22 protein-coding genes are annotated in these 21,660 nt (G+C 39.9%); 14 read left to right on the top strand and 8 right to left on the bottom strand.

What is annotated here, in order from left to right; genetic code table 11:
- Positions 1–17 precede the first annotated feature (17 nt).
- Positions 18–482 carry an Lrp/AsnC family transcriptional regulator gene (locus G6053_RS19435; protein ID WP_108633297.1) on the bottom strand — a complete coding sequence of 155 codons (465 nt, stop codon included), beginning with the start codon at positions 480–482 and terminating at the stop codon, positions 18–20.
- A 189-nt stretch (positions 483–671) separates the two neighbouring features.
- On the opposite strand from G6053_RS19435, the gene eat reads away from it, so the two are divergent.
- Genes eat through G6053_RS19410 form a run of 5 tightly spaced genes read left to right on the top strand, consistent with a single transcriptional unit; the run spans position 672 to position 6,622 of the window.
- Positions 672–1,994 (top strand): ethanolamine permease, encoded by a 1,323-nt coding sequence (eat, locus tag G6053_RS19430; protein ID WP_108633298.1) that lies wholly within the window; start codon positions 672–674, stop codon positions 1,992–1,994.
- Positions 1,991–3,352 carry a glutamine synthetase family protein gene (locus tag G6053_RS19425; RefSeq protein WP_206531778.1) on the top strand — a complete coding sequence of 454 codons (1,362 nt, stop codon included), beginning with the start codon at positions 1,991–1,993 and terminating at the stop codon, positions 3,350–3,352. The genes eat and G6053_RS19425 overlap by 4 nt, the downstream gene beginning before the upstream one ends.
- A gap of 7 nt (positions 3,353–3,359) precedes the next feature.
- Positions 3,360–4,508 (top strand): iron-containing alcohol dehydrogenase, encoded by a 1,149-nt coding sequence (locus tag G6053_RS19420; RefSeq protein WP_165308005.1) that lies wholly within the window; start codon positions 3,360–3,362, stop codon positions 4,506–4,508.
- Between the two features lie 10 nt (positions 4,509–4,518).
- Positions 4,519–5,268: a gamma-glutamyl-gamma-aminobutyrate hydrolase family protein gene (locus G6053_RS19415; RefSeq protein ID WP_165308003.1), complete on the top strand. Its 750-nt coding sequence runs from the start codon at positions 4,519–4,521 to the stop codon at positions 5,266–5,268.
- Entirely contained in the window at positions 5,246–6,622 is a 1,377-nt protein-coding gene (locus tag G6053_RS19410; protein ID WP_165308001.1) for an aldehyde dehydrogenase family protein, read from the top strand. Before G6053_RS19415 ends, G6053_RS19410 begins: the two co-directional genes overlap by 23 nt.
- A gap of 142 nt (positions 6,623–6,764) precedes the next feature.
- Here G6053_RS19410 and G6053_RS19405 read toward each other — a convergent pair whose 3' ends face one another.
- Positions 6,765–8,033 carry a metallophosphoesterase gene (locus tag G6053_RS19405; protein WP_241254771.1) on the bottom strand — a complete coding sequence of 423 codons (1,269 nt, stop codon included), beginning with the start codon at positions 8,031–8,033 and terminating at the stop codon, positions 6,765–6,767.
- Between the two features lie 176 nt (positions 8,034–8,209).
- Here G6053_RS19405 and G6053_RS19400 point away from each other — a divergent pair, with 176 nt between their 5' ends.
- The 3 genes from G6053_RS19400 to G6053_RS30945 all read left to right on the top strand — a co-directional run bounded on the left by G6053_RS19400 (position 8,210) and on the right by G6053_RS30945 (position 9,857).
- Positions 8,210–8,575: a hypothetical protein gene (locus G6053_RS19400; protein WP_108633302.1), complete on the top strand. Its 366-nt coding sequence runs from the start codon at positions 8,210–8,212 to the stop codon at positions 8,573–8,575.
- Between the two features lie 506 nt (positions 8,576–9,081).
- A complete protein-coding gene (locus G6053_RS19395) occupies positions 9,082–9,291 on the top strand; it encodes a hypothetical protein (protein ID WP_108633304.1) in 210 nt (69 codons plus the stop codon).
- Between the two features lie 443 nt (positions 9,292–9,734).
- Positions 9,735–9,857 (top strand): hypothetical protein, encoded by a 123-nt coding sequence (locus tag G6053_RS30945; RefSeq protein WP_277603180.1) that lies wholly within the window; start codon positions 9,735–9,737, stop codon positions 9,855–9,857.
- 206 nt (positions 9,858–10,063) lie between these two features.
- On the opposite strand, the gene G6053_RS19390 is transcribed toward G6053_RS30945, so the two are convergent.
- Complete coding sequence (locus tag G6053_RS19390) at positions 10,064–11,119, bottom strand: ketoacyl-ACP synthase III (RefSeq protein ID WP_165307999.1); 1,056 nt, start codon at positions 11,117–11,119, stop codon at positions 10,064–10,066.
- 513 nt (positions 11,120–11,632) lie between these two features.
- Between G6053_RS19390 and G6053_RS19385 the strand changes: the two genes are divergently transcribed.
- Both G6053_RS19385 and G6053_RS19380 read left to right on the top strand, forming a co-directional pair.
- Positions 11,633–11,998 (top strand): response regulator, encoded by a 366-nt coding sequence (locus G6053_RS19385; RefSeq protein WP_165307997.1) that lies wholly within the window; start codon positions 11,633–11,635, stop codon positions 11,996–11,998.
- Positions 11,999–12,209: 211 nt separating this feature from the next.
- Positions 12,210–12,569 carry a hypothetical protein gene (locus G6053_RS19380; protein WP_165307995.1) on the top strand — a complete coding sequence of 120 codons (360 nt, stop codon included), beginning with the start codon at positions 12,210–12,212 and terminating at the stop codon, positions 12,567–12,569.
- A gap of 284 nt (positions 12,570–12,853) precedes the next feature.
- Here G6053_RS19380 and G6053_RS19375 read toward each other — a convergent pair whose 3' ends face one another.
- Complete coding sequence (locus G6053_RS19375) at positions 12,854–13,861, bottom strand: AraC family transcriptional regulator (RefSeq protein WP_165307993.1); 1,008 nt, start codon at positions 13,859–13,861, stop codon at positions 12,854–12,856.
- 127 nt (positions 13,862–13,988) lie between these two features.
- Here G6053_RS19375 and G6053_RS19370 point away from each other — a divergent pair, with 127 nt between their 5' ends.
- Complete coding sequence (locus tag G6053_RS19370; RefSeq protein ID WP_165307991.1) at positions 13,989–14,357, top strand: hypothetical protein; 369 nt, start codon at positions 13,989–13,991, stop codon at positions 14,355–14,357.
- 1 nt (position 14,358) lies between these two features.
- Positions 14,359–14,754, top strand: a complete 396-nt coding sequence (locus G6053_RS19365) for a nuclear transport factor 2 family protein (RefSeq protein ID WP_165307990.1) — start codon at positions 14,359–14,361, stop codon at positions 14,752–14,754.
- A gap of 424 nt (positions 14,755–15,178) precedes the next feature.
- On the opposite strand, the gene G6053_RS19360 is transcribed toward G6053_RS19365, so the two are convergent.
- The 3 genes from G6053_RS19360 to G6053_RS19350 all read right to left on the bottom strand — a co-directional run bounded on the left by G6053_RS19360 (position 15,179) and on the right by G6053_RS19350 (position 17,199).
- Positions 15,179–16,246, bottom strand: a complete 1,068-nt coding sequence (locus G6053_RS19360) for a 2,3-butanediol dehydrogenase (RefSeq protein ID WP_108633309.1) — start codon at positions 16,244–16,246, stop codon at positions 15,179–15,181.
- Between the two features lie 117 nt (positions 16,247–16,363).
- On the bottom strand, positions 16,364–16,747 hold the full coding sequence (locus G6053_RS19355; RefSeq protein ID WP_165307988.1) for a 5-carboxymethyl-2-hydroxymuconate isomerase: 384 nt from the start codon (positions 16,745–16,747) through the stop codon (positions 16,364–16,366).
- A gap of 215 nt (positions 16,748–16,962) precedes the next feature.
- Positions 16,963–17,199, bottom strand: coding sequence for a hypothetical protein (locus G6053_RS19350; RefSeq protein WP_165307986.1), 237 nt, complete (start codon positions 17,197–17,199; stop codon positions 16,963–16,965).
- A 320-nt stretch (positions 17,200–17,519) separates the two neighbouring features.
- On the opposite strand from G6053_RS19350, the gene G6053_RS19345 reads away from it, so the two are divergent.
- Together G6053_RS19345 and G6053_RS19340 are read left to right on the top strand one after the other, a co-directional pair.
- Positions 17,520–18,167 (top strand): HD domain-containing protein, encoded by a 648-nt coding sequence (locus G6053_RS19345; RefSeq protein ID WP_165307984.1) that lies wholly within the window; start codon positions 17,520–17,522, stop codon positions 18,165–18,167.
- 71 nt (positions 18,168–18,238) lie between these two features.
- Positions 18,239–19,870, top strand: a complete 1,632-nt coding sequence (locus G6053_RS19340) for a carboxylesterase family protein (protein WP_165307982.1) — start codon at positions 18,239–18,241, stop codon at positions 19,868–19,870.
- Positions 19,871–20,062: 192 nt separating this feature from the next.
- On the opposite strand, the gene G6053_RS19335 is transcribed toward G6053_RS19340, so the two are convergent.
- Positions 20,063–21,658, bottom strand: coding sequence for a RagB/SusD family nutrient uptake outer membrane protein (locus G6053_RS19335; RefSeq protein ID WP_165307980.1), 1,596 nt, complete (start codon positions 21,656–21,658; stop codon positions 20,063–20,065).
- Between the last annotated feature and the right edge of the window lie 2 nt (positions 21,659–21,660).

Genomic DNA, 21,660 nt, shown 5'->3' with positions numbered 1-21,660 from the left:
TTGCAAGGCAGGGCAACTTAAAGGAAAAGTGGCAGTCGTGTAGTATTAACAATTTCTTTCATCACAAAATAGCTTTCCATATGCCGGATTCCTTTAATCGTCGCCAGTTTATTGAAGTTAAATTCATGATAGTGGTCGACATCCCTGACCATAACCTTGAGCTGGTAATCAAAAGCACCGGTCACGTGGAAGCATTCGACCACTTCCGGAAATTTCTGTATTTCTTCCATAAACAGCAAAGCGCTTTCGTTTGAATGTTTTTCCATACTGATGGATACAAGGACCATAAGGTTCAGATCGAGTTTTCGCCGATCCAGTAGATATACTTTTTGCCTGAGCACAGTTGTTGTCATCAATTTCTTAATCCGTTCGTATACAGGAGTCATGGATAAGTTGACGCGATCGGAAATTTCCTTGTTACTCATGTTGGCATCCTGTTGCAAAAGGTCCAAGATCATCAGATCTTTTTCATCTAATTTCATTGTCGTAGTAATTTAAATCTAAAAACAAAGGGGTATAAGCGTATCGTTAGGTTTTTACATCCAAAAATAATAATATTTTAATATTATTTTACTAAAATAAAGATAATGATAGGTTTTAAATACTATAATTTAAATTAAAGTAGTAAATTCATCTTGCTTAATATCAGTTGCCAACCTAGAAAAAGAATTATGAGTGATCCCCAATTAAAGAAAGTCCTTGGCCCCGTTATGTTATGGGGATTGGGTGTAGGGTATGTTATTTCAGGAATGTATTTTGGGTGGAACCTCGGACTGGCAGAAGGAGGGACATTGGGGTTAGCCATCGCAACGATTTTTGTTATTATTATGTACCTAACCTTTACATTCAGTTATACAGAGATGGCATGTGCCATACCAAAAGCTGGGGGAGCTTTTGAATATGCCAATCGAGGACTTGGAAAACACTTGGGATTTGTTGCCGGAATTGCTCAAAATATAGAATTTGTGTTTGCACCGCCAGCCATTGCGGCGGCGATAGGAGCTTATCTACATCTGCTCCATCCCGATGTTGACTACCTAATTTTTGCTATCGGAGCCTATCTGATTTTTACGACGATGAATATTCTAGGGGTGAAACTTGCCGCTTCCTTTGAATTGGTTGTTACGGTTCTGGCAGTTATTGAGTTGCTGATATTTGCTGGTGTGACACTGCCGGCATTTGAATTTTCCAATCTACAGCAAAATGCGCTTCCGAATGGTTATTCTGGCATTTTTGCGTCCATTCCCTTTGCCATCTGGTTTTTTCTTGCCATTGAAGGTGTTGCCAACGTCGCCGAGGAAACTATCAATCCACAAAAAAATGTGTTGATCGGTTTTGGATCGGCTATTGTCACTTTGGTCGTGTTGTGTATCATTACATTTTTATCGGCAGTCGGAGTCGCGGGCTGGGAAGCTGTCGTCTATCCTCCGGGCAGCACCGAAGCTTCGGATTCGCCCTTACCTCTTGCCATTGCCAACGTTATGAATAGTTCACACATCCTTTACAAACTGCTTATCGGCGTGGGTCTGCTTGGACTTATTGCATCCTTCCATGGAATTATCTTGGCTGGGGGGCGTGCTACCTTTGAGTTTGGACGGGTAGGGTATGCACCATCCATCTTGGGAAAAGTTCATTCCCGCTTTAAAACGCCGGCTAATGCATTATTGATTAATATGGCAGTTGGTATTGTTGCACTACTGACGGGTAAGACAGCAGGAATTATTACCATTGCCTGTTTTGGAGCAATCAGTCTATATATCATATCCATGTGGTCTTTTTTCGCCTTACGTAAAAAAGAACCCTCATTGGAACGCCCCTTTAAAGTTCCTTTATATCCCGTATTTCCGATGCTCGCACTGATCATTGCCGTGATCTGTCTGGTTGCTATGATATTTTATAACCCATTGACAGCCTTATTATTCTTTGGGCTTGTCATCTTATCATATCTTTATTTCCTAATCTTCCTTGACAAGGATAAAACCGTCAAATTATGATAGACAAAAAAGAAATTATTTCCAAATTAAAGACAAGTAAGAGTACACATGTCAAAGTCGCAGTAGCGGATATCGACGGTGTATTGCGTGGCAAATTTATGCATCGGGACAAGTTTATCTCTTCATTGGACAGTGAATTTGGTTTTTGTTCCGTGGTATTTGGATGGGATGTCAATGATCAGGTTTATGACAATGTAGAAATTACAGGATGGCATACTGGTTATGGCGATTTTCCTGCACGTATAGATGGAAACACCTTCCGTAAGATACCCTGGCAAGAAGATATTCCTTTCTTTCTTGCCGATTTTGAGACGTCAGAAGCTACAGACAAAAATGTCTGTCCAAGGGCACTTCTTAAAAATATCATTGCACAGTCGGAGGATTTGGGATACAAACCTATTTTTTCACAGGAATTTGAGTGGTTTAATTTTGTAAAAGTAACTAATGGATCTTCCCAAAATAGTTTTAAAGACATGACACCGATCACCTCCGGTATGTTTGGATACTCCATATTGCGGATGGCTGACAATTACAGCTTTTTTCAGGACCTGTTGGCGATGCTCGAACAGTTTGGTGTCCCTTTGGAAGGATTGCATACAGAAACAGGGCCTGGTGTACTGGAAGCTGCTATTCAATGTAGTCATGCACTTGAAGCTGCTGACAGGGCCACACTCTTTAAGTCAGCCGTAAAAGAGATCGGTAAAAAACATGGTATCGTTGCCAGTTTCATGGCCAAACAGACTAAAGAATTGCCCGGCTGTAGTGGACATGTACATCAAAGCCTGTGGGATCTCAAACAGGAGAAAAATCTTTTTTATGACGCAGATGACCAACGGGGTATGAGTGAATTGATGAAGCAGTTTCTCGCTGGGCAGCTATATTGTTTACCTGATGTTCTACCCTTATTTGCTCCTACTGTAAATAGCTATAAAAGACTCACGGAAGGGGCTTGGGCTCCGACGACCTTAACCTGGGGGATTGATAACAGAACTACTGCACTCCGTGTTATTGATGGTGGACCGAAGGCGACTCGTATTGAGCACCGCGTTGTCGGCTCAGACGTCAACCCATACCTTGCCATCGCCGCCTGTTTGGCCAGTGGGCTCTACGGGATCAAACACAAGCTATCATTGGATAATCCGAATACTGTTGGCAATGGTTATAAGGATTTACAACATGGTATTCTGCCGAGGAATCTCTATGAAGCTACCGGTCGGATGGCACAGTCTGAAATCGCTTCGGAATTGTTTGGAGAACGATTTGTTGATCACTTTTGCAAATCAAGGCTTTGGGAATGGCGTCAGTTTTCGGAACAAGTAACAGATTGGGAAACAAAAAGATATTTTGAAATTATTTAACTGCAAGATGGATACAGCTAAAATTTATGGCTTTAATTTTCCTACACCCATTCGTTTCGGTGCAGGAGCAATCAATGAATTACCGGATTATCTGTTGAATAATGGTCTTATTCGGCCTTTATTAGTAACGGATCCAACTATTGCTGAGCTTCCTTTTTTTAAGGATATCCAGCGTAAATTGATGAGCAGAGGAATTGATGTGGTCGTGTATCACGATCTGCACAAAAATCCCGTTAAATCTGATGTACTGCAGGGCGGTGATGTTTATCGGGACAACAATAGAGATTCTATTATCGGTGTAGGTGGCGGAGCAGCACTTGATGTTGCCCGTGCAATAGCACTTCGCGCGCATCATCACCGTGATCTTTTTGATTATGACGATCTTATCGGGGGAGATATCTATGTGACCAATGAGATCCCTCACTTGATCACGGTACCCACTACAGCCGGTACCGGAAGTGAAGTCGGCCGAAGTGCCATTATTTCCGAAGACGAATCCAAGAAAAAGCGTATTCTGTTCAGTCCAAGATTGATGGCGAAAATAGTCTTTGCGGATCCACTCCTTACCATGGACCTCCCGGCATTTGTTACGGCAGCAACGGGGATGGACGCACTCACCCATAATATAGAAGCTTATCTGGCAAAAGGATATCATCCAATGTGTGACGGTATTGCGCTAGAAGGGATGGCTATGGTAGCCGGGTCTATTGAAAAAGCAACCAAGGAATCTGATTTACAGTCGCGTTCCAAGATGCTTTTAGCTTCACTCATGGGAGCTGTGGCTTTTCAAAAGGGACTGGGTATCGTACATAGCCTTGCACATCCGCTTTCATCTTTGTTGGACACACATCATGGGCTTGCAAATGCCATTAATCTACCCTATGGCATGCAATTTAACTATGCAGGATTCGAAGATCGTTTTGATAAGATTGCAGTTGCGCTTGGTATCGGTAATAATGCTGGGGATAAAGTCGTAGACTATTTATTTGAACTCAATACACGTTTGAATTTACCGACGCGTTTATCCTCCATAGGTGTGCAAAAGCAACATCTTGCACCATTGTCGGAATTAGCATACGCAGATTTCTGTCATCCCTCAAATCCTAAGCCGGTTACAACAGAAGACTTTCTAGCTATTTATGAAACAGCATTTTAGTAAACATAGTATGATCAAAATAGGAATAAGCGCATGCTTTTTTTATCCCGACAAGGATCGTGCTGTTTTTGGGCCCAAATCGTTGAGCTATATGGAAAATGACATGGCACGCTGGATCGGGAAAAAGGGCATACTTCCGGTGCTGCTCCCAGATTTGGATGATAGCTTGTTGACGGAAATCATTGATCAGATGCATGGTATCATCCTCCAGGGCGGAAGTGATATCGCTCCGGGGTATTATGGTGAAGTTCCAATAGGTCGATGGAAAGGAGATGCTTATCGGGATCAGTATGAATTAAAAATACTGGATTACGCGATTAAGCAGGAGAAGCCAATATTGGGGATTTGTCGGGGTTTTCAATTAATGAACGTTTATTTTGGTGGCACGCTTTATCAGGATATTCCTTCACAGGTACCCGTTGCGGGAGTCCATCGATCGGCGGAATTATACGATACGATTAATCACCCTATTAAATTTGTTTCCGGAACCTTGTTTGGTGATCTGTATGGACATGTTTCTAACCCTAAGGTAAACACTGTACATCATCAGGCGATCAAACAACTGGGACAAGATTTGGAAGTATATGCTCATTCAGAGGATGGTTTTATAGAAGCATTTGGATATACCAAAGTAGCTGCCGGTAAAGTTATGGGAGTACAATGGCACCCAGAGTTCTCGGGCACGCAAGCTGGCGAGCTTTTGGATGAAGAATTGATTTTTAATGTTTTTCTTGAACATGCAAAACAACATAGAAATTAGAAACCCTGCCACAGGAGAGGTGGACGCTGTGATCCCTGCCATCACGGCTGCTGAATTGGATGTAACGGTTAACGTTTTGAAAAAAGGGCAACGTTTCTGGTCAAAAGTACCACTACAACAACGTTTAGACTGTATAATTGAATTTGGTCAGTTAATTCTGGCCAATAAACAGGAGCTTGCTGAAATCCTGACAAGGGAAACAGGAAAGCCTATAACGCAATCGCTGAACGAAATTGCGGGTGCACAAAACCGTATTGAGCATCTTAAAGCAAACGCCAGCCGATGGCTTTCGGAGGAACTCATTACGACGGAAGGGACAACACATGAAAAGATCGTGTATGAACCATTGGGAGTGATCGCCAATATATCGGCATGGAATTTCCCATATAACGTTGGATTTAATGTATTCCTGTATGCGTTGGCGGCTGGAAATGCCGTTCTTTATAAACCATCCGAGTTCGCTACCGTTACAGGCATACGATTTGAAAAATACCTATATCAAGCGGGGATTCCTGAAGACGTATTTAAATGTATTGTTGGAGATGGCCAAATTGGACAACGGTTGTTGGAGCTGCCTTTAGCTGGTTATTTTTTTACAGGTTCGTATAAGACCGGTGTCCATATTGCTACCACAGTGGCACATAAACTGGTTCCGGTTCAACTGGAGCTCGGGGGGAAGGATCCATTATATGTCACCGATGATATCGTTGATATTAAGAAAGCTGCGATTCTCGCCGCAGAAGGTGCTTTTTACAACAATGGGCAGAGCTGCTGTGCTGTAGAGCGCATTTATGTCTCGGATAAGATTTATGATCAGTTTGTTGAAGCCTTTATTGAAGAGGTAGCCTCTTATACTATTGGAGATCCGATGATGCAGGATGTATTTATCGGGCCGCTCACCAGAGCCGCCCAGCTTACTGTGCTTGATGCACAAGTAAAAGATGCACTCGCCAAAGGAGCGACGTTGCGCCTAGGTGGGCATGCACTGGAAAAAACCGGATATTATTATGCGCCTACGGTATTTGAACACTGTAACCATGAAATGGAATTGATGAAAGAAGAGACTTTTGGGCCATTGATCGGCATACAGAAGGTAACTTCAGATGATGAGGCAGTCCGTTTAATGCAGGACACCACATACGGTTTGACCGCGGCTGTGTTTTCCAGTGACGAAGAGCGGGCCATGACCATCCTCGAAAAAATGGATACGGGAACAGTATATTGGAATTGCTGCGATAGGGTAAGTCCAAATGTCCCTTGGTCGGGGCGGAAAAACTCAGGATTGGGATCAACCTTATCCGCGCAGGGAATTCGGGCATTCGTTCAGCCCAAAGCATACCACTTACGACCCTAGATTGATATACTAATATCCGAGGTAGGGGAGGCAGGAACGAATTTCGACATTTTAAGTAAGTCGTTTAGTCTAGCGAAAGTTTTTTATTGATAAAACTTTCTAATTTATATAAGGTGTGTTCCATAATTCAATATTTATGGGGCTACACCTTATTTTTTAAATGGAATATCGTGATCTCAGGCAGTATCCCCAATCTGCTTGGGTAATCGAGGTAGCCGAAACCAACATTGACATAAAGCGATTGATGTTTCTCTTGGTATAGGCCAGCCCATTCACGATATGCGTATTGGATTGGACTCCATTGATAGTCAGGATGGCTAAACCCAAATTGTCCGCCATGCGTGTGTCCGCTAAAGGTGACATCAATCATGGGGTATTTTGGTAATATCTCAGCTCTCCAATGTGAGGGGTCATGTGAAAGCAGCAGGTTGACTGCTGAGGAGGGATCCATTTTGGACATAGCCAGATCAAGATCACCATAGTTGTGCGGGTTGTTTACGCCCCAATTCTCGACACCGATGAGGGTGATTTTTTCGTTATTTAGGCTGACCTCTTTTGATTCATTGAGAAGGAGCTGCCAACCAAGTTTACGATGAATGTCTTTTACATTGACTAAATTCTCCTTCTTTGTCGAGGTATGTTTATTGTTGAAATGAAATCTATTAAAATGATAGTCTCCATAGTCATGATTTCCCAAAATTGAAAAAATGCCGAGCGGGGCGCTTAGCTTGTTAAAAATGGGGAGGTAATCATCCATTTCCTCAGCAAAATCATTTACTAGATCTCCTGTAAAAAAAATCATATCCGGTTTCTGTGCAAGCAGTAGTGCTACACCTTTTGTTACTGCATCTAAATTATAAAGGCTCCCGGCATGTATATCTGAAATCTGAGCGATAGTAATACCATCGAAAGATCTAGGAAGATTTGGTAAAATCAGGTTAACATGTTTGACCCGGTAATTATAAAGATTGGACTTAAACCCACGGGTCAACGCCACCAATGGAATACTGCTTATCAAAAGTCCACTTTTGATAATAAAATCAGATCTTCCCATGCGCGCGCTGTTACCATTTGAATCCACTACCATGCTGTTCTCTGTTGGCCGTCTAAAAATATTTATGATGAACGCCGATAGTGCATCAACGCCAATAAATAGAAACAGGATCGCTTTTCCCAATAACAGGGAAATAGGGAAGAACATGAAACAAACAGCGATAAAATTGCTCCATTCAAAAAATAAATTTAAGAATATACAGACATAAGAGGAAATACTCAATAGCCACCAGATGATGTTTGCAACTAATGGCTGTGATTTCCATACAGCCAGTCTGCGTAACCTTAAGTATATTAAAACGTCAAAAAGAAGAAATATAACGATAATTTTTAGGTAAGTGTATAACTGTGGGATCATATAAAATTTTACCTTGTTAAGGGATAAGTCGAAAATTGATTAATTATATCTAAAGTACTATTTTTTATGTTAATCCTGATATGGATTTGTCCTGCTACCAAAGCTAAATCTTGTCATAGGACAAGCGTTTTGACTAATTAATTTTACTATTTTGTTTGTGATTTAAGAACAAAAATATGAACATAAAATTTGAAGCGGGGATTAATATCGCTATAAAAATTCCCAAAAATAAATACGAAAAGACTGTTGCATTTTACAGGGATATACTGAAATTGGATGTGGAGGAGAAGCCAATCAATAACCCGACGGTTTCGAGGACACATGAAGTGAAATTTGGACACAATATCATTTGGTTAGATTGCGTGGATAATTATACTCATTCCGAAACTTGGTTGCAGCTTACTGTTCCTAATGTCCCGGAGGCAACCGATTATCTGTTATCAAATGGAGTGGAAACCTGTGACGAAATCGAGGAACTTCCAGAAAATATGCACTGGATAACTGACCCTGCGGGTACAGTGTTTAATTTGCAAAAAACATGATAATTACAAGTTAAGTGATGTTTGCAGCATCCTACCTTTTTTCTACTTTGATGGCTTTCCTCAAAAGATGAAAGTGAGATAATATGACAATAGGTACTATGATAGTTGGAAGCAAGACATATGGAAATTGTAGTACAGCAATATTGGGTTGATCAAATGCCATTGTTTGTAAAGGTAATGGCGATGATAATATACCAATAACAACGACTTGCAATAACGAACATATCCCTAAAATATTCCATACTTTGAAAAGTGCAGATGTCAATATTCTGGGATTTAGGCTACTGAATACTAAAAATAAAATGGCGGTGACACCAAAAAATAGATCATAGTTCCAACCAAGAAAGGTCATTTCGATGGGGAGCATTTTATGCTTGAAAAGTTGGAAAATGATGAATTCAATCGGGATTCTAATGATATGGATACCCAACAGGTAATAAACGTTCAACCTTACATTTTTTGATAATCTATAGTAGCTTATACTGAGCAGGAGAACACTCACAAGGATGAGCACAAAAGAAGGTGGAAATGATAGGAAAATATTAAATGATGAGACTGCTGAAAGTGCAAATGACCATATCATCATAGGAATGATGATCATTTTATTAGGGGACGCCAGTCCAAATAAAACGATACATGCTAAGGTGAAAACTGAAAAAAGAACGTGCATAGAAAAACAGATTTGTGTTATAAAACTAAAAGATATTCTGGTTTAAATACTTGTCCTAAGACAAGTATTTAAATGACTTATCTGCTGTCTTCTTTGAATTTGCGCTATCCAAACTTTACGCGCCAAGAGCGCTGACAATGAAAAAATTATTTGACTGAGGTATCAGCTTTTCAAAGTCAATAAATGAATACGGATGCGAATGGCCTTTAAAAGACGACCGTTTAAATTATATTAATTCCGGTGTATATAATTGTTTTTTCGTAAATGGTTTAATGCGAATTATTATTCGTATCTTTAGGAATAAGGTTTACTACTTACATAACCCATTCGTAAGCCAAATATGATAAAAGCTTCTTGTTTTATCTTTAAATTTCCCCAATCACCCAATCGCGAAATTTTCTGTTAGAACCAACCGCACATAATTTTAATCACCCGCTGCTAATGTTTTTATGGTTATCGGGTATCTTCACAATATAAATTTCATAGGTCATGAGTAAAGATCAAAAAAAGGAAAAAAGCACCAAAGAAAAAACGCAGTCTTCTTATCAAAAAGAGAAAGACTCGGTTTCAAAAGATTTAACAGATAATGTCTTCCGAAAGAAAAAGAAATAAGCCGTGTAGCAGATTGCTTGTCTTAAAATAATGGTAGATTATTAATTTGGAGCGAGTATAAAGGATGGAGTATTAGACCATGCTTTTGCTCGCTTTTTTATGTGCAAATTTTTTATGCTCGCCTCATTAATTAAACTTTTTTCGATTAAGGCCAAGTGTTTAAATTCTCTCCAGAAGAGGAATAAAAATTTCAGGAGTCATTAACACTAAAGCTTATAGGTAAAAGCATTGATATTCATTCCAGCACCTACCGAAGCAAATAAGATAATGTCATTTTTTTGAAAGGAATGACCATTCATTTTTCCCTGTCTGATTAAATCGTAAAGCGTTGGAATTGTTGCTACACTGCTATTTCCAAATTTATGAATAGACATAGGCATGATGTCTTTTGGCGGCTGCATGTGGTATAAACCATAGAATCGTGAAATAATAGCCTCATCCATTTTCTCATTAGCCTGATGAATTAATACTTTTTTTATTGCAGTAATATCTAAATTAGCTTTTTCCATACAGGCCTGCATGGCTAAAGGGACTTTGTTGAGTGCGAATTCATATATTTTCCGCCCTTTCATTTTTATGTAGCATGTATTTGGTTCGTGTTGGCTGTTAAAGGAATTGCCAAAATAAAGGTAATCGGATTCATCAAAAGTATAACTTGCACTCTGATAAGAGAGCAATCCTGCTTCCGAGGCTGTTCCTTCTACAATAACTGCACCCGCACCATCAGCATAGATCATCGAATCACGATCGTAGGGATCTACGACTCGGGAGAGAGTTTCGGTACCAATAATCATACAACGTTTGGCCATTCCCGATTTGATAAATGCATTCGCCTGTATCATCCCTTCATTCCAGCCCGGACAGCCAAATAGAAGGTCGTAAGCGATACAGCCCGGATTTTTTATTCCTAATTTTTTCTTAACCCGAGCGGCTAAACTAGGTACGGTATCCGATTGAGTCTTTCCATAACGTACATCTCCATAATTATGCGCTACAATGATATAATCGAGTGTCTCTTGATCTACTCCAGCATTTGCGACTGCTCTTTCTGCCGCAATAAATGCAAGGTCAGAGGCCACTTGATTCTCCGCAGCATAACGACGTTCGGAAATTCCGGTAATATCTTTAAACTTGCCTATAATGGACTCGGGATATTTGATTGGCTCGCCTGTTTCATCCAAAAAAACACGATTTTCAAAATGTGTGTTGTTTATTATAGTGTCCGGAAGATAGCTGCCCGACCCAATAATTTTAGTATTCATAAATGTCCCTCCGTTTCTCAACTATTGAGTTAGCAATTGTATTTTATCTAGTGGAAACGCAGCGTTCTCTTTCGATGCCCAGTGATATATAGATTTCAATGTACACGTTTTTTTACTGAGCCTTCCTTTTTTTAATTTACTAAAATTATTTGTAATATTCCTACACAAAATAAATAAAAGAGGATTTTTTCTTTATCCCTGGTGTATATACCTTAAGTGTCAATCAAATTCGTTCTAGGTGAACTAATATACATTGAGAACTGTTCTCTTGAGAAAAAAGTCCGACATTTTAAATATTAAAAGAATGGTATTGGGCCATCAAAGTAACCAATTTGCATAGCTGCAACAGAGTAATTGTACTGTTGTGGGCATTAGGAAATGTGTCATAGACCAGCAAAGCGAAGATCTATCATTAACAATCGGAATTTTTTGTATTCTGACGAATAGCTAACAAAAGACCTATGTCGCTTATGAATTAATCTATGCTCATTGTATGATTTTAAAAATATAACAATGAAAAGACAAATTGTGGTTTGTGACAATGATATAGAGATCTTAAATGCATTTTCTATGATCTTAGAAGACGATCAGACTGTCGTAACAACGGTTGCTAACGCCTCGGCCTTAGCTGCTGTATTGGATGCTATAAAAGCTGACATACTTTTTATGGATATCCATATGCCTAACCAAGATGGCGATCAAATACTTCGCGAATTACGGGCTTCGGATAAACATCATAGGCTGCCTGTTGTCATGATTTCTGGAAGTCCCGATGGAAGAAGTATATCCTTGGAATGTGGAGCTGATGGGTTTTTAGCTAAGCCTTTTGATATCATTGATGTTGAAAATTATATTCGAAGATTTGTCTACGAACGATGACTTTAATTCTTGTTTTAGTAAGCGTATCCTCTATTTTGAGGCTTTATCGTTTGGTCGAAACACAGGATAGCAAATATGTGGGTACTACTGGTGATTTTGGTCATCAGATACGGTAATCAACGGTGATACTCCCTATAATAAGGCATTTCACCTAAAATATGACGGCCAATATGGAAAGACTGCTGCAAGTTTAAGCCTCTATTACGAAGATATGAATACGGTTTTTGAGACATATAATCAAACCTACTCTGACCATCAAGGGGCGAGGCTTAATTTTAACACTCCTTTTCAGCTGGGGACATCTACTCCGCTATCTCTGATCTATGGAGTAGACCTGCTGAAAGATCATACGGTACAGAAAACGATGAAGGATGATCTGGTTACCCCAGATATGAATATGGACAATATAGCTTTCTACTCAAAACTTACCTTTCTATTCTCGATCAACAATCTTTTCAATGCCAATTATTATCCAACTCATGCTGAGGTGCGCGGTGCTACCAATGAGGGACGCTACTATATAAAGGGCCGTGGAACTATGGCCAATTTTGGCGTACAGCTTGATATATAATCGCTGATCACCGAATAGAAATCTATTTATTTTAACGTGTTATTTATTTTAGGTACAATCATTATCATTGGACTTGTTTATTTTTTGCAAGCATTGTTTGCCCAAACACCAAAAGGAAGTGTTAGTGAAAGTCTTACAATGTAAATTAAGAGCTCAATTTATATTACTTCGCAAAATAAGAATGTTATCGTAGACTATCAATTGACAGAGAAGAATGTAGAAGCGCTACAGGAAGTAGTATTGTAACAGCATAAATGTATAGTATTATTCTAAACAAGAATAACTTAATGACTGGATAGTCTGTAGCCAGTGGGTGTTTCTCCTGTCCATTTTTTAAAGGCACGAACGAAGGCACTCGGTTCGGCATAGCCCAAAATGATTGATATTTCTTTTACAGATGAGGTCGTGTTCTGCATATAATGTATGGCTAGAGATTTGCGAACCTCCTCAACAATTTGTATATAAGAAGCTCCTTCATCTTTGAGTTTACGCTGTAAAGTCCTTACACTTACATTGAAATTTCCAGCTACAGCTTCTATGGAGAGGGAATAGAGGTAAGAATTGGCGATAAGATAGTTAAATATTCTTTTTGAAAGAGATCCCATCAGTTCGTTCGGGTTTTGTAATTGATTTATCCTGTTAATGAGCAAAGTCTGTATCTCGTAGTTGGCGGTAATTATCGGAAAATCCAGGTATTCCTTTGGAAATTCTACGGTATAATGTGTTGATTTTCTTGCCGAGCATCTTAAGATCGTTTCATAAGCCGAACTGCTTTCCCGCTGGAAGTTAGGTAGCCCTACCATGGTAGGGCTCAAATTTTTAAGGAGTAACCCTTTTAATTCATAGATTGTGAATGCTATTAAGAAATCTCCGAATTGTCTTTGGGTAGTAGGTAAGTGATCAAAACCTCCATTTTTATGGTATTCGATGACGCATGTTTTATGCTTTAAGTCTATTTCCATTGTATAAAGATCTGTGACGAAATGCATGAGCGATCGCACTTGAAGCAGTGCGTCCCTCACGGTACAGCTTGTTTGGATGATCTGTCCTACGATATTTAAGGCTGCTAGTTGCATGGTTGCTCCAAAATGCAGGCCTATCAGTTGATCCTTTGAAAGCTGTACAATATTCCTCCATACGTTTTCAATCTGCTGATCAGTGATCTCAAATTGGCGACTGTTCATTAACTGAGCAATTGAAAAACCCGATAATGAGACAATTTTAGTGCTATCCAAACCTCGATCCTCACAAAAAGCAATTAAGGCTTGCAACATAGTCTGTTTATAATTCATATTGTAAATGTACTGATATGTTTTGCAGCCTGTATCAAATTGTCGTATAATGTCAATATCTTGTCGTCTATTGGTAGCCCAAAGCCTTGTAAGCAGTTGTACTTTTGAGTAATAAAAAAAAGAAATTATGACACTAAAAAATGTATTGCTGACCAATGCGATCAGCTCAGGAATGACAGGCGTTTTATTGGCAACCATGCCTTCTGTATTTACAAAGCTATTTGAAACTGGAAATAATACAACATTTATCCCGGTAGGCGTTTTCCTCATTGTGTTTTCGATATTTGTTTTAGCCACTGCTATGAAGGAAAGTATCCCGATCAGCTGGACCAAGTTTATCATCACACTAGATATTACTTGGGTTATAGCTAGCGTCATCGCCGTTATCGCCCTGTTTTCTTCCATTAGCACGATTGGATCTGTTATGATCCTAGCGGTCGCGGGATGGGTCGGAATGATGGTTTATCTACAGCATAAAAATCTAAACAGAATTTAAGATGGAAAATATGGATCTATTGATAAATAATTTCTTAGGTTACTTACAACGACGGGAGTTAGAAAATTTAGTAAACCTTTTTGCGGAAGAATTTCAACTCGAAATTCCAGGTAATACGGCTCAGATAGAATGGTTGGGGAAGCGAAGCTCAAAGCCAGAAGTGGAACAGCTTTTCAAATTACTGTGGTTTGCGGTAGAACCGGTGACTGCGGTAGTTGAGACGATATTGACTAATGGAAATCAGGCTATTTTAAAAGGGAAATTTACCTCTAAGATGCTAGAAACAGGTAAGCTCGTCAGCTCCATATTCTTTATCCACATGAAGGTACACAATAATAAAATTATCGAATACACCTTATTGGAAGACAGCTATGCGGTATCAGAAGCTTTGCGATAAAGACTAAAATCTTAAATGCATAGGACCGCATGTGATGTATGCTAGCATGGTAACTCGTATGGATGCCTATGTAGGTCAAATTGTCGATAGACTGCGTCAAATCTTGCGGAAATGAGACTAGAGACTTATTTTACAGAAAGTAATGAGCAGTAACCCAACAGTAGAAATGTATGATCTCAAACAAGATCCAAAAGAACAGAACAATGTTTGCTAATGGCAATCCAAAAAAGGTGCATGAAATTGCGTCAGCTGAATTAGAAGGCCCATGTTGAAAGTGCAATTTTCCCATTGACGAATAAGCGCAGTTAGAGGTCAATCCATTCATGAACAATGTCTTTCGGGATATCCCGAAAGACATTGTTCATGAATGGATCAGCATATTTTTTCTGATATAAACAGGCCATTGCAGTATCAACTGACGATACTACTTTTTCTGTATATCAATTAATATTTTGACTTCAGTAGGATCATTAACCAAAGCTTCAAATCCCTCTGAAACGATATTTTCTAAGCTTATTTTGCTTGTCACAAGTTTTTCCACTGGCATACGTCCACTATCGATAAGCGCAATAACTTGTGGAAAGATGTTACGATAAGCAATAATACCCTTGATTGTGATTTCCCGCAGTACCTGATCCAGCGCATTCGTGGTAACCGGCTTGCCAAACAAAGCTACTAAAACCGCTGTTCCACCATTTTTTAAACTATCAATCCCTGTTGAATAGGAGGCCTGTACGCCAGCACAATCCAGAAATACGTCTACACCAAGTCCTGTAATGGACTTAATTTTTTGTGGAATCCCTTCCTCTTTCGCGTTGATGGTATGTGTTGCACCGATGGCTTTTGCCTTCTCTAGACGTTTGTCTGCGATATCCGTGACAATAACTGTTGTCGCACCTGCTGCAAGTGCCGCCTGAACACATAGTAAACCTATGGGACCAGCACCAGAGACTAATACGGATTCACCGATTTTAAGCCCGCTTTGGTGCACTGCATATACCGCGACAGCGGCAGGCTCCACCAATGCGCCTTTTTCAAAAGACATGCTGTCCGGTATTTTGTGTAGCATGTAGTCTTCAACGACAACATACGGAGCAAATCCGCCATTACTGGAAAGCCCGATAAATCCCAAGGGTTCGGACAAATTATATGCGCCATTTGCAATAAAGGGACTATCAAAGTTTTTAAAAATCGGTTCAACGACCACGCGGTCACCGGCTTTTACATGTTGTACACCTTCACCTACGGCCTCCACCACACCCGAAAACTCATGTCCAAGCGTAGTGACTCCCTGGTGTCCGTTTAGCGGGTAGGGTTGATCTACCGGGATTAATTGCGGGCCATGTACATACTCATGTAAGTCAGATCCGCATATTCCGGCGAAATGGACAGCTATTTTAACCTGACCAGCCTTTGGTTCAGGGATTTCTGTTGGTTCTACCCTAATATCTTTAGCAGCATACCAACGTGCAGCTTTCATAGTATTTGCCATGTTTGTCTTCTTTTTTTGTATATACTAAGGTAAAAAGAATGATCTGCTATCGATGTGATCTATATCTCCAACGTAAATGAGCTGGATCATTTCGCCGGGAGATTAACGGATTAAATCCTACAATTCAAAATGGCGATCATGATTAATATTCTGAGGATTTATTAACGAACTGTTGCAGTAAGTTGCAGCTTCAAATTCGCTGATACTCATTGAAAGGAAAGAGATTGAAGGAAGCAATTTTTTTAGTCTGGCAGTGATTGTTTTTGAAAGATTTGCTTTTTGTTCCATAGTTCGTCCTTCCATAATATACCCGAAAACATGTAAGAAATTAGTCTTATTATTTCCGAGTCGATAATATTGGTAAGGCTGAATTCTAACCTTTATGTCATTAGCAGCGAAAATTCCTGCAGCAGCAGCTGTCTCGTATACAGCTCCCATGAGCTCAGCAGGAGCGATTGTTTGAAGAATATCTTGCGAACAGTCTATAATAAAATGAGGCATTAGTAGTATAATCTATTCTCTAACTAACAGTATACATTCGAAATTGTTTATCCGGATATTGTCGTCTCCAAAAGTCGATGTCAATTTATGCGTGCGCGGAGAGCTTACACCATGGTGATTTTATTCAATTGTCTTCATATGCTCTTAAGTGACTGTATATGAAGACAATTGAATTCAATATGAATTCTGTATTCTAAGATCTAGCTTACATTGTGCTAATCATTGTAATGATTTTCGGTTGCAAATGAAAACTTAATTGATTTTTGAGGATAAGTTTCCATACTCATGCGGCTGGTATTTTTGATAATACTTTTTAAGCTGACGCGATCACCCAATTTAAAATAAGCTTCTACGGTTTGGTAATCTAATAGATAAGGGCCACAAAAGTAATTTCCATTTGCATCTTTTTCTATGACTCCTTGATAAAGTCCCGCTTTTGTTTCTTTTGGCATATGTGTTTAATTTGAAAACAAAGGTAGGAAGAGTAATCGGCAATTCGGTGGCAATTGTAATATTCTCTTATCGAGAGTGCATTTGAATGTGAATAATAGCTCTTATAAATAGTCTCAGGTGTCTGTTCTGAATAACTATTCCAAGAATTTTATTAGTCGATTTTAGACGCGATTAAAACAAGAAAGTTTGTATCAGTATTTGATGACAGCAGCTTTTTTCGTTGAAGATCTACTTTATCCTAAGTAAGAAATATTAAATTAGCTGTTGATAATTAGAATATAAATATATCAGATTAGAAGTAAAGTTTCATATATATAAGATGATTAATAAAATAAAACTGGAGCAGTTATCGGCGATATTAGATGTCCTGAAGCTGGCTGAAAAACTAAAATTCGAATTGCGGCATAGCTGGCTGTCTAATGGTCGTCAGGAGAGCGTTGCAGAACATACTTGGCGGATGTCGTTGATGGCCGTTTTGATTGAACCGCTTTTAGAGCAAAAAGTTGATCTCGCCCGCCTATTGAAAATGATTATTATCCATGATCTTGTTGAAGCCGAAGCTGGTGACGTATCGGTATTGGATCAGATCCGCAACCCAGAGATCAAAAAAATCAAACAACAAAATGAAGAGAAGGCAATTCTTAGAATTAGAGAGCTGCTTACAGCAAGTAATGGTCAGGAGATATATGATCTTTTTTATGAGTTTGAGGAGAAGAAAACCTTCGAAGCAAAGGTGGCTAATGCTATTGATAAATTAGAAGTTCAATTGCAGCATAATCATGCTGATATTTCTACCTGGGAGGAGATCGAATACGATTTGTCTTTTGTGATTGGTAGGCATGTCCAATTTGATCAGACCTTTGTCATGTTAAAAGATTTAATAGAAAAACAGGCTTCACAAAAACTTGAAGGTGCGGGATTGAATGTTTCAGAGATTCGTAATCGTGCAATTGCAACATTTAGCTAGTTGGGACAAATGCAAAAAATGTTCCTATATTTAATTGGAACAGTCCCGTGTAAAATATTGACAACATTATTATGATAAAGACTTTTTTTACCGTCGCCGCGTTCCTGGTTATATCATTTGTTTTTGCCCAACAGCCCCAAGTAAAGGTTGAAGAGGGTATAATGGAAGGAATTACGTTATCCAGCGGCGTGCAGGCATTCCGTGGGATTCCTTTTGCAAAACCACCGGTTGGCAATTTACGATGGAAAGAACCACAACCTGCCGATCATTGGACAGGGATCCGCAAGGTAGATCGCTTTGGAAATTCACCAATGCAGAAACCGATCTATGGGGACATGAGATTTCGCTCTCCGGGTATAAGTGAAGATTGCCTCTACCTGAATGTATGGCGACCAAAGGCTGGGTGCTCCGATAAACTTCCTGTTTTAGTTTATTTTTATGGTGGCGGTTTCAATGCCGGTGATGGATCAGAAAATCGTTACGATGGGGAGAGTTTTGCCAAGGAAGGCATTATTGTCGTTACCGTCAATTATCGTCTGGGCATATTTGGTTTCTTCGCGCATCCGGAACTAACCCAAGAATCACCAAAAAATGCATCAGGGAACTATGGTCTCCTGGATCAATATGCGGCATTAGCATGGGTCAAAAAGAATATAGCTGCCTTTGGAGGTGATCCTGATGAGGTTACCATAGGCGGCGAATCTGCCGGAAGCATGTCTGTTTCCGCCCAGATGAGTAGTCCGCTTTCCAAAGGGTTATTTAAGCGTGCTATCGGTCAGAGCGGAAGTGTTTTTAATTTAAGATATGGCACTATTTCCCTTGGGGAGCAAGAACAACAAGGTGTAGCATTTGCTACCAAAGTCAATGCAGGCAACCTTGACCAATTGCGTAAAATTCCCGCCGCAGAACTACTTGACCGGGCCAGTGAGCCGGGCGCCTTTATGACACGTCTGATCATAGATGGTTATTTTCTCCCCAAATCACCGTTGGAAATATTTGAAGCAGGGGAGCAGTCCAAAGTTTCTCTACTTGCAGGCTGGACGTCTACAGAGGCTCCTTATACTGCCTTCACCGGCAAGTCTTATCCATCACCGGACAACTATGAGAGATTAGTACGCGAGCAATTCGGTGCTAGGGCTGATGAAGTGCTCAAATTGTATCCGGGGAAAACAGAAAGTGAAGTCATCACATCGGCGACCGCGCTAGCCAGTGATAATTTTATTGTTTACAGTACTTGGAAATGGCTCGATTTGCAACGAATAAACAGCGGCCAACCTGTTTATGTCTACACCTTTAGCAAAGCACGGCCACCGATGAAAGCAGCTTATAACAATGTGGAGACAGGGCTTGCTGGTGGGATAAGAAAAAAATCTACCACTGCAGACAAAGAGAATCTGCCACCGGTCCTCCCGGGAGCGTTCCATGCCAGTGATATTGAATATCTATTAGGAAATCTGAAGAGCAACGATGTTTTTGCCTGGACGAAGGATGACTACAAAGCTTCACTACTGGGACAGCGCTACTTCATCAATTTTATTAAGACTGGTAATCCGAATGGGAAAAATCTTGCTGTGTGGCCAAAAACTACAGCAACAGACAAGGTGATGAATATACTTGACCTCAATATCGAAGCGCAGGCATCTCCAGAGAAATTCAGAGACAGATACCTTTTTCTTGATGGTTTATTTATTGGCAAAAAATAAAGAATTCTATGCTATTTGCGCATATAATGGTGTTCCACTTCCTGCCATTTATAGGAAATATCTATCTTTTCACTTAGGTAGGCTATTCCTGTTAAAAGTTGTGTTTAACAAAAAAAAGTAAAATGCGAGAGCGGCATTCCCTATGAAATACCGCTCTTGCAATATTGGACAAAAGAATACGGTTGTATTTGATTAATAGCCCGGATTTTGCACCAAGTTGGGCTCCACCTGAAAACTACTTTCGTGAAACGGCCATAAGTACTGATGGTTTAAGAACTTTCGGTCCTCAATTTTGAGTATTTCGGATTGTCCGCCTCCATTCAGACGCATATGACCGAGAGCGGGTTGATTAAGGACTGTTTCTGCTGTTTTCCATCGCAAGATATCGCTATAACGTAATCCTTCGCCAGCAAATTCCGTTCTCCTTTCGTTGCGGATTAGCGCTATCCATTCCTGTTGTGATTTTGCCGTTAAATTGACATCAGCAATGGTCATATCGAGTCCGGCTCTTTTACGAATCTGGTTGATACAACTTTTAGCCAGTTCATCTATATCATTCAACATGATCTTTGCTTCGGCATAGGTTAACAGGACTTCAGCATAGCGAGCCAAGGGAAAATGCATATTTCCGCCAGTACGAAACGCATCGGCTTGGTCGACAAATTTCTTGAACCAGTATCCTGATCTACTGCTACGTAGGTTTTGGTAATAAAAAGCACTTTTAGCATCATAGATATCTATTTTTTCATTGTTGAAGAGATCGCCATGACCGAATACACTAGCTTCATACCGTGGGTCACGGTTTAATTTTGGATTAAGCTCATATTCTTGTTTAGTATGTAGCGGACATTTATCAATTGATCGGCCCTGTAACGTCCAATAACTATCCACGAGCGCTTTTAAGGGAACAACATAGGATTGGCCATTTCCGGTTCGGTATTGTGGAGCGAGATGCTGAAATGACGCCGTTGCTGAATTGTTATGGCTCTCCATATCAAACTTGATAATAAATTCTTTGTTGGTTTTATCTGCTTGATAATTAAATAGATTGGCGTATTGGGGATGAAGTTGATACTTCCCGCTATCCATAATCTCCTTAGCAAGTCTTGCCGCCAGTTCGTACCTTCCATTATAGAGTGCGTAGCGCATGACCAATGTTTTAAAGGAATACTTGTTGAACATATATGCGTTTGTGGTACCTTCATTTTCTGGAAGTCTATTGGCAACATCTTCACTCATTTCAAAGAGCTTGTCAAGGATTTCGGCTTTAGGTGTCACCGGTGGTGTTGCTTCCTCCAGTTTGACAGGAGTTAGCACAAAAGGGACGTTACCCCAGAATTCTGTAATCCTGAAGTAATGCCAGATGCGCAAACCTTCGAGAATTGCTTTATACCGTTGTCGCGTAGATTCATTTTCGACATATGGCACCCCAACATTTGCCAGATAGGTGTTAATACGGCCTATATGCTGATTGTGTAAATTCCAGTAATAAACGGCCAAAGCGGAGTTACTAGTCATATTGCCATTGGCGATGATCATGTGATGATCTGTCTCAATGCGGGCATAAGCATTGTCCGAACGACCTTCGGTCATGTAAAAGAGGAGGCGACGTTCACCTGGCCCCATAAAAGCATCTAAATAACTACTGTAGACCACGCGACGCAAATCTTCTTCTGTGTTAAAAAACTCATCAAAAGAAGTTGCTGTTGGATCTCGTTTATCAAGAAATTTTTCGCAGCTACTGAGGGTTGCCAACGCTATTATAAGGGTAATAATTTTCTTTTTCATTG

This window comes from Sphingobacterium sp. DR205, from assembly GCF_011064245.1.
Lineage (GTDB): Bacteria > Bacteroidota > Bacteroidia > Sphingobacteriales > Sphingobacteriaceae > Sphingobacterium > Sphingobacterium athyrii.
This window is presented reverse-complemented; position numbering and strand designations above follow the sequence as displayed.

Excerpts from the sequence above, each read along its gene's own strand:
- G6053_RS19435 (WP_108633297.1), bottom strand. The coding sequence starts at position 482 with ATGAAATTAGATGAAAAAGATCTGATGATCTTGGACCTTTTGCAACAG.
- eat (WP_108633298.1), top strand. The coding sequence starts at position 672 with ATGAGTGATCCCCAATTAAAGAAAGTCCTTGGCCCCGTTATGTTATGG.
- G6053_RS19425 (WP_206531778.1), top strand. The coding sequence starts at position 1,991 with ATGATAGACAAAAAAGAAATTATTTCCAAATTAAAGACAAGTAAGAGT.
- G6053_RS19420 (WP_165308005.1), top strand. The coding sequence starts at position 3,360 with ATGGATACAGCTAAAATTTATGGCTTTAATTTTCCTACACCCATTCGT.
- G6053_RS19415 (WP_165308003.1), top strand. The coding sequence starts at position 4,519 with ATGATCAAAATAGGAATAAGCGCATGCTTTTTTTATCCCGACAAGGAT.
- G6053_RS19410 (WP_165308001.1), top strand. The coding sequence starts at position 5,246 with ATGCAAAACAACATAGAAATTAGAAACCCTGCCACAGGAGAGGTGGAC.
- G6053_RS19405 (WP_241254771.1), bottom strand. The coding sequence starts at position 8,033 with ATGATCCCACAGTTATACACTTACCTAAAAATTATCGTTATATTTCTT.
- G6053_RS19400 (WP_108633302.1), top strand. The coding sequence starts at position 8,210 with ATGAACATAAAATTTGAAGCGGGGATTAATATCGCTATAAAAATTCCC.
- G6053_RS19395 (WP_108633304.1), top strand. The coding sequence starts at position 9,082 with ATGAGCACAAAAGAAGGTGGAAATGATAGGAAAATATTAAATGATGAG.
- G6053_RS30945 (WP_277603180.1), top strand. The coding sequence starts at position 9,735 with ATGAGTAAAGATCAAAAAAAGGAAAAAAGCACCAAAGAAAAAACGCAG.
- G6053_RS19390 (WP_165307999.1), bottom strand. The coding sequence starts at position 11,119 with ATGAATACTAAAATTATTGGGTCGGGCAGCTATCTTCCGGACACTATA.
- G6053_RS19385 (WP_165307997.1), top strand. The coding sequence starts at position 11,633 with ATGAAAAGACAAATTGTGGTTTGTGACAATGATATAGAGATCTTAAAT.
- G6053_RS19380 (WP_165307995.1), top strand. The coding sequence starts at position 12,210 with ATGAATACGGTTTTTGAGACATATAATCAAACCTACTCTGACCATCAA.
- G6053_RS19375 (WP_165307993.1), bottom strand. The coding sequence starts at position 13,861 with ATGAATTATAAACAGACTATGTTGCAAGCCTTAATTGCTTTTTGTGAG.
- G6053_RS19370 (WP_165307991.1), top strand. The coding sequence starts at position 13,989 with ATGACACTAAAAAATGTATTGCTGACCAATGCGATCAGCTCAGGAATG.
- G6053_RS19365 (WP_165307990.1), top strand. The coding sequence starts at position 14,359 with ATGGAAAATATGGATCTATTGATAAATAATTTCTTAGGTTACTTACAA.
- G6053_RS19360 (WP_108633309.1), bottom strand. The coding sequence starts at position 16,246 with ATGGCAAATACTATGAAAGCTGCACGTTGGTATGCTGCTAAAGATATT.
- G6053_RS19355 (WP_165307988.1), bottom strand. The coding sequence starts at position 16,747 with ATGCCTCATTTTATTATAGACTGTTCGCAAGATATTCTTCAAACAATC.
- G6053_RS19350 (WP_165307986.1), bottom strand. The coding sequence starts at position 17,199 with ATGCCAAAAGAAACAAAAGCGGGACTTTATCAAGGAGTCATAGAAAAA.
- G6053_RS19345 (WP_165307984.1), top strand. The coding sequence starts at position 17,520 with ATGATTAATAAAATAAAACTGGAGCAGTTATCGGCGATATTAGATGTC.
- G6053_RS19340 (WP_165307982.1), top strand. The coding sequence starts at position 18,239 with ATGATAAAGACTTTTTTTACCGTCGCCGCGTTCCTGGTTATATCATTT.
- G6053_RS19335 (WP_165307980.1), bottom strand. The coding sequence starts at position 21,658 with ATGAAAAAGAAAATTATTACCCTTATAATAGCGTTGGCAACCCTCAGT.